General features: G+C 29.8%; 14 protein-coding genes. All 14 read right to left on the bottom strand.

Annotated elements, in window-relative coordinates; all coding sequences use genetic code 11:
• Positions 1-198 precede the first annotated feature (198 nt).
• Entirely contained in the window at positions 199-393 is a 195-nt protein-coding gene (locus KGF46_RS18585; protein WP_227483267.1) for a hypothetical protein, read from the bottom strand.
• A 308-nt stretch (positions 394-701) separates the two neighbouring features.
• Positions 702-2,234 (bottom strand): lysine--tRNA ligase, encoded by a 1,533-nt coding sequence (gene lysS, locus KGF46_RS18580; RefSeq protein WP_227828677.1) that lies wholly within the window; start codon positions 2,232-2,234, stop codon positions 702-704.
• A gap of 14 nt (positions 2,235-2,248) precedes the next feature.
• On the bottom strand, positions 2,249-2,728 hold the full coding sequence (gene greA, locus KGF46_RS18575) for a transcription elongation factor GreA (protein ID WP_227828676.1): 480 nt from the start codon (positions 2,726-2,728) through the stop codon (positions 2,249-2,251).
• A gap of 108 nt (positions 2,729-2,836) precedes the next feature.
• A complete protein-coding gene (gene dusB / locus KGF46_RS18570; protein ID WP_227828675.1) occupies positions 2,837-3,805 on the bottom strand; it encodes a tRNA dihydrouridine synthase DusB in 969 nt (322 codons plus the stop codon).
• Between the two features lie 136 nt (positions 3,806-3,941).
• Positions 3,942-4,712 carry a type III pantothenate kinase gene (locus KGF46_RS18565; RefSeq protein ID WP_227437521.1) on the bottom strand — a complete coding sequence of 257 codons (771 nt, stop codon included), beginning with the start codon at positions 4,710-4,712 and terminating at the stop codon, positions 3,942-3,944.
• An 18-nt stretch (positions 4,713-4,730) separates the two neighbouring features.
• Positions 4,731-5,321 carry an ECF transporter S component gene (locus KGF46_RS18560; RefSeq protein ID WP_227483268.1) on the bottom strand — a complete coding sequence of 197 codons (591 nt, stop codon included), beginning with the start codon at positions 5,319-5,321 and terminating at the stop codon, positions 4,731-4,733.
• A 196-nt stretch (positions 5,322-5,517) separates the two neighbouring features.
• Positions 5,518-6,477 (bottom strand): P1 family peptidase, encoded by a 960-nt coding sequence (locus tag KGF46_RS18555; protein WP_227862231.1) that lies wholly within the window; start codon positions 6,475-6,477, stop codon positions 5,518-5,520.
• Positions 6,470-7,447 carry a biotin--[acetyl-CoA-carboxylase] ligase gene (locus KGF46_RS18550; RefSeq protein ID WP_227828673.1) on the bottom strand — a complete coding sequence of 326 codons (978 nt, stop codon included), beginning with the start codon at positions 7,445-7,447 and terminating at the stop codon, positions 6,470-6,472. The genes KGF46_RS18555 and KGF46_RS18550 overlap by 8 nt, the downstream gene beginning before the upstream one ends.
• A 317-nt stretch (positions 7,448-7,764) precedes the next feature.
• Positions 7,765-9,735: an ATP-dependent zinc metalloprotease FtsH gene (gene ftsH, locus KGF46_RS18545; protein WP_227842930.1), complete on the bottom strand. Its 1,971-nt coding sequence runs from the start codon at positions 9,733-9,735 to the stop codon at positions 7,765-7,767.
• Positions 9,736-9,768: 33 nt separating this feature from the next.
• A complete protein-coding gene (gene tilS, locus KGF46_RS18540; protein ID WP_227828671.1) occupies positions 9,769-11,157 on the bottom strand; it encodes a tRNA lysidine(34) synthetase TilS in 1,389 nt (462 codons plus the stop codon).
• Positions 11,158-11,339: 182 nt separating this feature from the next.
• The gene (locus tag KGF46_RS18535; protein WP_413894753.1) at positions 11,340-11,768 is read right to left on the bottom strand and encodes a DUF1934 domain-containing protein; all 429 of its coding nucleotides are present in this window, start codon (positions 11,766-11,768) and stop codon (positions 11,340-11,342) included.
• Between the two features lie 17 nt (positions 11,769-11,785).
• Positions 11,786-12,592: a glutamate racemase gene (gene murI / locus KGF46_RS18530; protein ID WP_227828669.1), complete on the bottom strand. Its 807-nt coding sequence runs from the start codon at positions 12,590-12,592 to the stop codon at positions 11,786-11,788.
• A gap of 201 nt (positions 12,593-12,793) precedes the next feature.
• Positions 12,794-13,300 carry a cell wall hydrolase gene (locus KGF46_RS18525; protein ID WP_227828668.1) on the bottom strand — a complete coding sequence of 169 codons (507 nt, stop codon included), beginning with the start codon at positions 13,298-13,300 and terminating at the stop codon, positions 12,794-12,796.
• Positions 13,301-13,331: 31 nt separating this feature from the next.
• Positions 13,332-13,991, bottom strand: a complete 660-nt coding sequence (gene spoIIR, locus KGF46_RS18520) for a stage II sporulation protein R (protein WP_227828667.1) — start codon at positions 13,989-13,991, stop codon at positions 13,332-13,334.
• Between the last annotated feature and the right edge of the window lie 16 nt (positions 13,992-14,007).

Here is a 14,007-nt window from a genome sequence, read left to right as displayed (position 1 = left end):
TTTCAAAGTTCATTTTTCATGTTTGCCCTTTTCTTAAGGACAAGTAATACTATATCACCTTAAAAATAATTCGTCAATACTTTTTTTGTTTTTTATTTTAAAAAAGGTTATAGCTCTTTGTTTTTTTTAATACATTTAACTAAAACTAACAGATATAACCCTTGATATTACAAGTAACACATGCATATACAGTTTTTCCTATTTTGCAATTTTATTTTCATAAGAATATGAGTTAGCTCTGACTCTATCTGCCCAAACATTTATACTCTTAACTTTATTAACCTTAGTTGTACTTTCAAATATATCCATTGCATCCTTACAAAAATATACCATAACATCAAGAACTAAAAATCCAATACAAACTAAACATAAAAAATCAATTACTTGAAACATCACACATTCCCCCAATAATTTTTTATATATAGTATTCTCAAAACTTATTCCTTTTTCCTTCCCAAAAATTACTTTAAATATTTTCATAATAAATTACTTTCAATCATATTTTCTAAATATAAAGTTCCAATCAACAAAAACTAATATCAGTTTGTAACGTTTGTTGGTAATTTATAAATTAAATACATGAAAATTTTTTTAGAATATATAAAAAGCATTCTACATTGACATTTTAAATAAAATAAAGCTATTTATTGATAATTTAATAGCTCTATTCTATTTAAAACTTAGTAGAATGCTTGTATTTTTTATTTTTCTTCTTCTTCTTTATTTTGATTATTATCAATAGGTTTCATAGTTGGGAATAATAATACGTCTCTTATAGATGGAGAATTAGTTAATAGCATAATAACTCTATCTATACCTATTCCTAGTCCACCTGTAGGAGGTAAACCTACTTCTAATGCTTTTAAGAAATCATCATCCATTTCAAAAGCTTCATCATCTCCTAATTCTCTTTTTCTCAATTGGTCCATAAATCTTCCTTTTTGGTCAATTGGGTCATTAAGCTCAGAAAATGCATTAGCTAATTCCCACTTATTAGCAAAAGCTTCAAATCTATCAGTTCTTCTTGGGTCTTCAGCATTTCTCTTAGATAATGGAGATACTTCAACTGGATGATGTGTTATAAATGTTGGTTGGATTAATTTATCTTCTCCAAACTCTTCAAAGAAAGCATTTATTACTTCCCCTCTTCTCATTCCAGGTTTTATTTCTATGCCTTTTTCTCTAGCAATTTCTAATGCTTCTTCATCTGTATTTATTGTAGAAAAATCTACACCAGAATATTCCTTCACACAATCTTCCATAGTCATTCTCTTCCAAGGAGGTGTAAAGTTTATTTCTGTTCCTTGATAGTTGATTATCATGCTTCCTGTAGCAACTTCAGCCATATGTGCAACAACATTTTCTGTTATCTCCATCATATCAGTGTAGTCTGCATATGCTTGATATAATTCTATAGCCGTATATTCAGGATTATGTTTTAAATCCATACCTTCATTTCTAAACATTCTTCCCATTTCATAAACTTTATCAAATCCACCAACAATAAGTCTCTTTAAGTATAATTCGTTTGCTATTCTTAAATACATTGGTATATGTAAAGTGTTATGGTTAGTTATGAAAGGTCTAGCATTTGCTCCACCCGCTATAGTATTTAATATTGGAGTTTCAACTTCTAAAAATCCTCTGTCATCTAAATATGCTCTTAATGCTTTTAATGCTTTCGTTCTAATTAAAAAAGCATTTTTTACTTCTGGGTTCACTATTAAATCAACATATCTTTGTCTATATCTTAATTCTTGATCTTTTAATCCATGGTATTTTTCTGGTAAAACTTGTAAAGATTTGCATAATAATACTACAGATTTAGCCTTTACAGATATTTCTCCCTTTTTAGTTCTAAATATTTCCCCTTCAATACCAATTATATCTCCAATATCATATGTTGAAAATACACTATATTCTTCTTCCCCTATAGCATCTAATCTTACATAAGATTGAATTCTTCCTTCTTGGTCTTGAATATCTATAAAACCAGCTTTACCTTGTATTCTCTTGCTCATTATACGTCCTGCTACTTTTGTAGTTTGACCTTCAAGAGCTTCAAAGTTATCTTTTATTTCCATAGAATAATGAGTTCTATCATATCTACTTTCTTTAAAAGGGTCTCTACCTGACTCTTGTAATTTTTTTAGTTTATCTCTTCTTACTTGAAGTACTTCACTAAGGTCTTCTTGAATTTGTGCTTCTTCATTGCTTTGTTGATTATTTTTCATTTTTTTCCTCCAGATTATCTTCTTATTTCTAATATTTCAAACTTAGCAACTCCATCAGGAACTTGCACTTCTACAACCTCTTTAGCAGCTCTTCCTAAAAGCGCTTTTCCTACAGGAGATTCGTTTGATATTTTACCGTCATATGGGTCTGCTTCTGTTGAACCAACTATAGTATATTCAACATCTTCATCAAATTCTAAATCTTTAACTTTAACTATTGAACCTATTGTAACAACATTAAGGTCTATTTTGCTTTCATCTATGATAACAGCTTTTCTAACCATATTTTCTAATTTTAAGATTCTTTCTTCAACTTGTGCCTGTTCCTTTTTAGCTTCATCATACTCAGCATTTTCAGATAAATCACCAAAAGATATAGCAACCTTTATTCTCTCTGCAACTTCTTTTCTCTTTACAACCTTTAAATTCTCTAATTCTTCTTCTAATTTATCGTATCCCTCTTGTGTCAATAAAAATTCTTTATTCTCTTCCATTGTAAATACAACTCCTTCACAAATTTCTTAGGAATTTTCCTAATTATATTTTAAAATTTTTATAATCTTTTTTTAATTTATGCGCTATATTATAAGTCACTATTATTTTTATGTCAAGGAGTCTTCCATATAGTACTCCAATTTCGACACAACTTCTTGATAGTCTTCTATTTTATTAATTTCATCTCTCAGTCTTGCAGAGTTTCTAAGACCTTTTAAATACCAAGCGATGTGTTTTCTCATTTCCCTTACAGCTACATACTCTCCATGTTCTTCTACTGCAAGCTTTAAATGTTTAATGGCAGTACTTATTTTTTCGTTAAGAGTTGGCTCTGGTAAAATCTCGCCTGTATTCATATAATGGTTTATTCTTTTAAATATCCACGGGTTACCCTGAGCACCCCTACCTATCATTATAGCATCACAACCCGTTTTGTCTAACATATTTATTGAATCTTCTATTGTAAATACATCACCATTTCCTATAACAGGTATATTTAAATTTTTCTTAATATCTGCAATTATATCCCAATCTGCTTTACCTGTATAATATTGCTCTCTCGTTCTTCCATGTATTGCTAAAGCACTTATTCCACAAGCTTCTGCCATCTTTGCTATCTCAACAGCATTTATATTATTATCATCCCATCCTTTTCTTATTTTTAAAGTAACTGGTTTCTTTGAATTCTTCACTACCGCCTTTAATACCTGCTCTGCAAGTTTAGGATTTTTCATAAGTGCTGAACCATCCCCATTTTTAACTACTTTTGGAGCTGGACATCCCATATTTATATCAAGGATTTCATTTGGATATTCATTCATTATTTCTGCTGCTCTTCCCATAAAATCTGGTTCAGAACCAAATATCTGAACAGCTACAGGATGCTCTTCTTTTTCTATCTTAAGCATTTTTTTAGTATTTTCATCATCATAGCAAAGTGCCTTACCATTTATCATTTCTGTATATAAAAGTCCACATTCTTGTTCTTTACAAATTAATCTAAATGGAAGGTCTGTTACCCCTGCCATAGGTGACAGAAAAACTTTATTTTTTAATTCTAAATTTCCTACTTTCATCGTTTTTCTCCTATATTTTCCTTTGTTTTTGTGATTTTATTTCTAAATCTGCATTTCCTCATTATAATATACCACATAACACTAAAAAACTATCATAAAAAGGGAATTGGATATATAATCCAATTCCCTGTATTAATTATTCTTGGTTTTTTTCATATATTATTCTTAATCCTTCTAGCGTTAAAAAACCATCTACATAATCTATACTTTTTGTTTCTGAAGCAATTAGTTTAGCTAGTCCACCTGTAGCTATAACCTTAACATCATCACAATTTAATTCTTTTTTCATCATATTTATTATTTTATCAACTAAACCTACATATCCATAAATTATACCAGATTGCATAGCTGATACAGTACTTTTACAAATAGTCATACCTGGTTTTGCTAATTCTACCCTAGGTAATTTAGATGCACTTTGGAATAATGCCTCACTAGATATTTTTATTCCTGGTGCTATTGTACCCCCTAGATATTCACCTTTTTCAGAAATAGCACAAAATGTAGTTGCTGTTCCAAAATCTACAAGTATACTTGGTGCTCCATATTTTTCTATGCCTGCTACAGCATTAACTATCCTGTCTGCTCCAACTTGTTTTGGATTATCATATTTTATATTTAGACCTGTTTTTATGCCTGGACCTACTATCAATGGATGCTTTTTACAGTATTTTATACAAAAATTTTCAAGAGAATGCATAACGTTTGGAACTACAGATGATATTATTACATCATCAATAGCATTTATATCCACATCATCATACTTAAATAAGCTACTTATTAGAATTCCATATTCATCAGATGTTTTTTCCTTATCTGTTTTAATTCTCCAATAATTAACTAACTTGTCACCTTTATATATACCTAAAACCATATTAGTATTTCCAACATCAAATACTAGAAGCATATGTCATTAACCTTCTTTCTATTTTTTGCTTTTCTTAAGTACAGCAGCAACGGCAGCTACTACTAAAGCTCCTACTATTGCTTCTGGTACTCCATTTGCTGCGGCAAGAGCCATTATAACCTTTCCTGCTGAACCATTTTGACCCATTGCTTGAAGATACTTGTCAGCATATAAAACATATATCATTCCTAAAACACCAGCTGTATTTAACAAAGAACCTACAGCTCCTGTAATTAATCCAGATATGTATACCTTACTTGTAGCATTGATTATTAGTTGATATACATAATAAGCCAATATACCTATCATAACTCTTGGCAATATTGAAACTAATGGATTTATAAAAACAAAAGATGTTACTGTTGGGTTTACTATAGCGTTTAAAAGACTTGATACTCCAAATATAAAGCCTATTGCTGCCCCAACTATTGGTCCTTCCATAATAGCTCCAATAATAACTGGTATATGCATTATAGTTGCTTTTGTAGGTCCAACTGGAATAAATCCCAATGGAGTCATAGATAGCATAATAGAAATAGCTGATAGTACTCCTATTATAGTCATCTTTCTTACATTTACTTTTCTTACTGATGCACTTGTGTTCATCATAAAAAATACACCTCCGTTCCAGCTCACTAACGATGCCGGACTACTTAATTTTTTGATTTTTCTTACTCTTATTTTTTATCATTATGAGTCAGGCTACTACTTTCAGGATGCCTGCTCTAACAAGAATAATTTTATCAAGACGAGTTGCCATTGTCAACAATTTGACAAGAAAAATATGCTAATTTCATCATATTTCTCATTTTTTTACTATGTCTTTATATGCTATTATATTTTCTACACTATCAGCTTTTTTTACTGCATTTATTATACTTTTTTCCACAGCCTCTACAGCTAATGAACCTAATAACGTTATATCTGCTTCTATTTCACCTTTTGACATTGTGAATATTGTATCTCCATCATGAGGTGTATGGATAGGAAAAATAGCTTTTGCATACCCATCATGACCCATTTGAGATATTTTTTTACATTCAACTTTAGTCAACTTAGCATTCGTTGCTATAATTCCAATAGTAGTATTATCTATACTAAATCCGCCTTTACTTGCACCTTGTTTCATCAATTTGTATGTATCAATTGTTTCTGTTTTTTTATCATTTAAGGCACCTGCTATAACCTTTCCATCCTCATAAACATCTCCAAGAGCGTTTACAGCAATCAATGCAGATACAATCAATCCATTATCAAGTTTTATAGAATAACTTCCTATTCCACCTTTCATAGCATATTCTTGCCCTCTTATCTTTCCAACAGTAGCTCCACATCCTGCTCCATAATTCCCTTGATTTAAAACAGTTGTATTTGCTACTTCACAAGCTTTATAACCCATTTGTATATCTGGTCTACACTTAAAATCTCCTACTCCTAAATCAAATAAAACTGCGCCCACAACTATAGGAACTTTGCCAACTCCAACATCAAAACCAATTCCTCTCTCTTCTAAGTATCTACTTACTCCACAAGTAGATTCAAGACCATATGCAGAACCTCCTGCTAAAACTACAGCATGAACTTTTTGAACCATATTTACAGGGTCTAATAAATCGGTTTCTCTAGTTCCTGGAGCTGACCCTCTTACATCAACACCACAAGTTGCACCTTCTTCACAAATCACTACTGTACATCCAGTCATCCCTCTTCTATCCTCAACTTGCCCAACCTTTAAACCTTCTATATCTAAAATATTATCATACATATCCCTTTTCTCCTCTTATAGAAACTTCACCCGAAACAATTTCTTTTACACTTCCATCACTACTTTGAACCACTAAGTTACCATCTTCATTTATATCTAAGCATTTAACTAATTCTTTATCATTTCCTTTTAGTACATATATATTCTTATCTATAATCGCAGAATAATCTCTACATATTTTTAGAGTTTCTTCTTTTGAGTTATTTGCAATATAATCTAAATATAACTTTTCGAATTCAGCCAATACATTTCTGACAATATCTACTCTAGACAATTTGTATCCTTCTTTATACAATGAGGTAGCTTTCTCAGCTATTTCTGGCTCAAAGTCCATTATTTTAACATTTATTCCAATACCAAGAACAACATAATTTGTTCTTTCAATCTCAGCAGACAATTCTGTTAGTATACCACATATTTTTTTCCCATTTAAAATAACATCATTTGGCCATTTTATTAAAGTCTTTGCCCCTAGATTATTTAAAGCTTGTGTTACACTTGCTCCTGCTATTAAAGTTATAAATGGCGCTTTAAACGGTTCCATATCTGGTTTTAGAATAATACTCATCCAAATCCCTTCATGAGGTTTGGAATCCCAAGTTCTTCCTAATCGTCCTTTTCCCATATCTTGATGTTCACTTAAAATCACAGTTCCATCTATACTATTCACAGCCACTCTTTTTGCGTATTCATTGGTTGAATCTACAGTATCAAGATGCTCAATATTCTTACCAATAAACTCTGTTTTTAATTTATAGTAGATGTTCTGTGGACTTAATAAATCAGTTGGATTTTCTGCTAATCTATAACCTTTTTTATTTACAGATTCTATATTATATCCCTCTTCCTTTAGAGCTTTCATATGTTTCCATATAGCTGCACGTGACACACCTAATTGCTTTGACAACTCTTCACCCGAAATAAACTCAGATTTATTATTTAATATAATTTCTATTATCTTCTCTCGCATACTTCACCTCTAATATGACATGATTTCATGACTTATTTTCTTCTAATAAGTAATTATACATTATTAATATATTTTTAATACTACTAATTTTAAAATTCCTTTTTAATATATTATCATAAGTAAACATATATACCCATACCATTGATTTCCATAATTTAATATTCTACCTAATCTTTGATAAAATCACAAAAAAACTGAAAGTATTAATTAAATTGATATATGCAAATATACTTTGTTTATCAATTTAACATTATACTTTCAGTCTTAATATTTAATCCTTAATAGATAATACTCTTAAAATAATCAATGTTTTAAAATTATTTATCTTCATCAGATTTATTTTCTTGATTTTTATTTATATCAACAACATTGTTTCTTTCTTCTCTATCTTTTTCTAGATTTATAGTTAATTGCTCTTCAGTTTCTTTAGGAGAATTTTCCTCTGTAATTGCATTTTCAATATCATTTAATGGTAATTCTTTATTAAATGCTTTTATAAATTGATCTGCATCTAAAGTTTCATAGATAAGTAGGGCTTGAGCTACATACTCCAGTCTATCCATGTTTTCTTGTAATATACTTCTTGTCTTATCATATGCACCATCAACTATACGTTTTGTTTCTTGGTCTATTTCAAAAGCAACCTCTTCAGAATAATTTCTCTTACTTGAAAAACTATTACCTAAAAATACTTCATCATCACTGTCAAATGACATTGGACCAAGTTTAGAACTCATTCCATATTTTGTTACCATACTTCTTGCAGTAGCTGTAACTCTTTCTAAGTCATTTGATGCTCCTGTAGACACATCTTTTAGCACTAACTCTTCTGCTACTCTACCTCCAAGTAAAACTACTATGTTTTCTTTCATCTCATTTTTAGTAGCATAGAACTTATCTTCAACAGGAAGCTGCATTGTAAATCCTCCTGCTCTTCCTCTTGGTACTATTGTAACTTGATGAACAGGACTTACTTCCTCAAGTATATGAGCACAAACTGCATGCCCGCCTTCATGATATGCTGTAAGTCTTCTTTCTTTTTCACTTATTACTCTTGATTTCTTAGCTACACCTGCTATAACCTTTGTTATAGCTTCTTCTATAGTTTCCATCTTTATTTTCTTTTCTCTTTTTCTAGCTGTTAGTATTGCAGCTTCATTCATTAAGTTTTCTATATCAGCAGGGGTAAATCCTGGTGTTCTTCTAGCTAATACATCCATTTTAACATCATCATTTAGTGGTTTATTTCTTGAGTGAACTTTAAATATAGCTTCTCTACCTTTTACATCTGGTGTACCAACAACTACTTGTCTGTCAAATCTTCCTGGTCTAAGTAAGGCTGGGTCAAGTATATCTGGTCTATTTGTTGCTGCCATGATTATTATACCTTGGTTTACTCCAAATCCATCCATCTCAACTAGAAGTTGATTAAGAGTTTGTTCTCTTTCATCATGACCTCCACCAAGACCTGCTCCTCTCTTTCTACCAACTGCATCGATTTCATCTATAAATATTATAGCTGGAGCGCTTTTTTTAGCTTGCTCAAATAAATCTCTTACTCTTGAAGCCCCAACCCCAACAAACATCTCAACGAAATCAGAACCACTTATACTGAAAAATGGCACTCCTGCTTCTCCAGCAACTGCTCTTGATAGATATGTTTTACCAGTTCCAGGAGGTCCTACCATAAGCATTCCTTTTGGTATTCTTGCTCCTAATTCAATGTATTTCTTAGGATTCTTCAAGAAGTCTACTACTTCTTGTAAATCTTCTTTTTCTTCATCCAATCCAGCTACATCTTTAAACGTAACTCTAGTTTTTTCATCATCCTTATGAACCTTAGCCTTTGACTTCCCAAAGCTCATAACCTTTCCGCCTCCACCTTGAGACTGATTCATAAATACAAACCAAAGAATTACCATAAAGAATATTAACAGTAATGTAGGTAGCATCTCAACAAACCAAGGTGTAGATGGTTTAGCTTCACCACCAAATGTTAATTTTCCAGCCTTAGCTTGATCTAACACTTCATCTGCCAGTTTATCTCCCATTATTTCTGTTGGAACATATGATTTAAACTTTGTATTTGTATCTTTTATAGTACCTTCTACAGAAGTTTGATTTACAAAGTACAATCTTGATATATTCTCATCGGTTAATTCCCTATATACTTGGGAAAATTTTAAATCTTTTATTTTTTCTGTAGGCTTACCTGAGAATTGAACTATACCTACTATAATTATAAAAACAAGTAGATAAAAACCTGCCCCTTTTAGCAACTTATTCAATATAGAAGCCCTCCTTTCATACATTGCTTTGCCCTATAATTTGTTAAAATTAATTTTTAATACTTCTTTTGTGCTTTCATCAATTTTATAATTCTCACTGATTTTATAATCTCCAACACATATTATTCCTTCACTATCTGTGATTATAGGAATTTTACATCTTTCTTCTCTTGGGATTTTTAAATCTATGAATAAATCCTTCACTTTTTTACTTCCCATAGCAAGTTTTATCTTATCACCTTGCCTTCTGCTCCTTATTACTATACCCCCTTTTACCTTATTAAAATCAAACCCTTTAGATGAATTGTCTAATTTCATACTCTTATACCTATCTATACTCATTACTTGGGTCTCAATAATTTGTTTTAATTCTTTTATTTTTATAAACCCATTACTAGGTATATTGTAATAAAATTCAATTTCCTCACTAACAATTTCCTCATTGGTTAATATTATACTGTCTTTTTTTCTATAAACAAATATATTTCTCGGAAGAGTTATCATTTTATTTACTTTTGAATCGCTTTCTAAAGACATTATGTCCTCTATATGTTTTTGATCAACAAAATTAGTATCTCCTAGTATATGTTTTATAGAATTTCTAAGAACCCTAACTTTGATAGCATCATGTAAGCAAATAAAAGCTTCTAAATTTATGTCTACAAAGCTCTTTTCTTTTATATTTGAAACTTCTCTAAATTTAGCTTCTGCCTCTTTCTCAATATAATCGTTATCACTTTTTAAGCTATTGCTCATCCTCACTATAGATTCTATTACATTTGAATTAAAATTATCCTTCATATATGGTAAAAGGTCTAACCTTATTTTATTTCTAGTGTATATGTTTTCTAAATTTGTTTTATCTATTCTAGGATTTAAATTATAAGCTTTACAATATTCCTCTATATCTATTCTCTCTACATCCAAGATTGGTCTAATTATACAGTTATCTCTAATATAATCAATTCCTTTTAACCCCTTAAGACCTGTTCCTCTCATAATACGCATCATGACAGTCTCAGCTTGGTCATTGAGATTATGACCTATAGCTATTTTGTTAGCTTTAATCTTATCCTTAATTTCATAAAACATTTCATATCTTAGCTTCCTTGCTCCTTCTTCTAATGATAACCCCTCATTTTCACAATATTTTGGTACATTAATAGACTTTACAAAGAATACAATTCCCATATCCTCACAAAGCTTAGATACATATAATGCATCTTTTTGAGCTTCTATTCCTCTTATTTGATGATTTAAATGTGCTGCATATATTTCTATATTAAAATCTTTTTTTAATCTATTTAGTACATGCAATAAACAAACTGAATCAGGTCCTCCAGAAAGACCTAAAACTATTTTATCGCCTTTTTGTATTAAATTATGTTTATTTATAGTACTTAGTACCTTATCAAATATCATATTTATCCCTCTTACACTTAGTTTTATTCACTTTTAAGTATACTTTCTATAAAAAAACGCTAAACCCTTGTATCAATTTTAAGAAATTAAAGTTTAATATAAATATAATAATACCAAATAAATTAAATAAAAGGTAGTTTTTTCACTACCTTTATAAAATTTCTGGAAAATAGCTATAGTTATTATTTAATATCTATGTATATATCTATTTTGTTTCTACCTAAAAATAAATCTTGTATCTTTATATTATAGTCTATTTTCAATTTTATGTGTTCCCCTTCTTGTATATTTATATCCAATTCTCTTGTGTCAATATCAATTAATAAGGTACCTTGTGGGGTTACATATTTTGTAGTACTACTTTCTCCACACTTAAACATCATGGTTGAATTAATAGAACCAAACTTTTTAATACTAACTTCATTTTTAAGTATTTTTATAGTATTAGTTATTTCTATATTTTCTTCTTTTTCCTTGTAAATAACATATATTCCATCATTTTTATAAAAAATTTTACCAAAAGCAGTCATCTCTATGGTGTCCATATTTCCTTTTTCATCATATTGTCTAGTATTTATACTTATTTTTACACTCAACGATTTTTCCTCCATAGACTTCTTCATATAAACTAATATTTTTGTATCTCCACTTTTTGAATTTTATCAATTTTTTTCTTTAAAAATTCTTTCGCTATATCTGAAAATTTTTCATGTATATCTGATACATAATATTGATAAATTCCATGAGCTTCTGTGCTATTTATAATATTTCGTTCTTCTAAAATCTTTTTTAAATCTTTAGCTGTCTCTTTAGCTGGATTAACCAATTTTATGTGTTCTCCAACCTCTTCACCTATTGTTCTCTTTAAAATAGGATAATGAGTACATCCTAATACTAAAGAGTCTATATTCTTATCTTTTAATTCTTGTAGATATATCTTTGCTGTTAATTTAGCTACTTCTGTATTTGCCCATCCTTCTTCAACAATTGGTACAAATAAAGGGCATGCTTTATTAACAATTTCTATATTTTTATCTATTTTAGATATTTCTAAATTATATGCCTTTGAACTTATAGTTCCTTCTGTTCCAATTATACCTACAATCTTGTTTTTAGTGGAGCTTACAGCTGTCCTAGCGCCTGCTTCTATAACACCTATTATTGGTATATCATATTTTTCTTGAGCCTCTTTTAAACTTCTCGCAGTAGCAGTATTACAAGCTATAACTATAGCTTTTACATCTTTAGTTTTTAAAAAATTTATAGCTTGAAAAGTATATTTAATTATAGTTTCCTTAGATCTCGAACCATATGGTATTCTAGCAGTATCTCCAAAATATATTATATCCTCATTTGGTAATATCTTCATTATTTCTTTCAAAACCGTCAATCCGCCTAATCCCGAATCAAAAACTCCTATTGGTTTATTGCTCATTTTTATACAACACCTACTTTACATTTTTGTGTTTAACAACATCTTATTTATCGCTAAAATTTATTTTTATATTCACAGTTAATATATTATTACCTAAATGATTATTATAGTTTATTTTAAACAAAAAATAAAGGAGCTATCTCAAATTAGAAAATAATTTCTAGAAAAAGACAACTCCTTTCAGTACTCAAAAATTTAAATTTATTTTGCAAACACATGATTCCCTATTCTCATATATGGATTTAGTCTATTTATCCATTTGCAAGTGGCTATTTCTGGATTCCAGAAATATACTGCTTTATTTGTTGGGTCAGTTCCATAAAGAGCTTCTTTAGCTGCTTTACATGCTGAATCTGTTGGTGTCTTGTTTATTGAACCATCAAGCACAACTGAGAAAGCATTTTTCTGATATATAACTTCCTCTATTGAATCTGGAAACCTAGGGTCCAATACTCTGTTTATTACTACAGCTGCTACAGCAACCTGTCCCTCATAGCTTTCTCCTCTAGCTTCACCTGCAACCAATTTAGACAGTAACATTAAATCATTATTAGATAAATTTATTACTTCCTTCTTTGCTACATTTTGTTCTTGTTTATTTACTTTCTTAACTGTCTCTGTTGGCTCATCTGCAAATACCTCTTTAATAGGCATAAATATATAGGTTAAGGCTAGTAATATAGCTATCAGTTTACTCCACCTGTCCATGATTAAAACCACTCCTTATAATTTTATTTTTTTAAAATTTTTCTTCTAAATCCTTTACTACTTCAATTACTTTAAACTTGATTTTTACTTTACTTGTTTTCTTTGGTGTGTCTTGTTTTATTAGCTTATATTCCTTGTCAGTTAAAACTTCTTTTAACTTATCATCTGTAGATTTATCTATAACACCATTAGACTCATCAACAAAGCATAATGGAGGAAACATAACACACCACCAGTTCTTTCCTTCACCTTTTCCAATTATAATTTTTAGTGCTTTATATTCACCTGCTGGAAGAACTATATTAGAATATTGCTTTGTAGGAAAGTTACTATATTGTATACCTACCTTTACACTGTAATTATATCCATTTTCGAGAATAATATTTTTACTTATTTCTTCCAAATTACTATATTCTTTTTTTATAATAGCTTCACTTTCCTCTATACTTTTTGAGTTTTGTAGCTTTGGCTGTAAATATTTTATTACTTCATCCCTAACTTTTAATTTAAGTTCTTGATCTTCATCTGTATTACTATTTGCTATAACATGAAATCTTATTAATTTATCTTTATAGTCTTTTGATATATTATCAACTTTTTTTACTTCACCATTTATTACTATCGTCATTATTGATATGACTGATATAAGACTTAATATTAATATTCCCAATCTAACCTTAATTTTTCTCATTGAAAAGTCCCCCTCA

The sequence above is a fragment of the Clostridioides sp. ZZV14-6153 genome (assembly GCF_020657855.1).
Taxonomy (GTDB): Bacteria; Bacillota; Clostridia; order Peptostreptococcales; family Peptostreptococcaceae; genus Clostridioides.
Note: the sequence above shows the minus strand (reverse complement) of the source record. Positions and strands in the feature narration are given on the sequence as shown.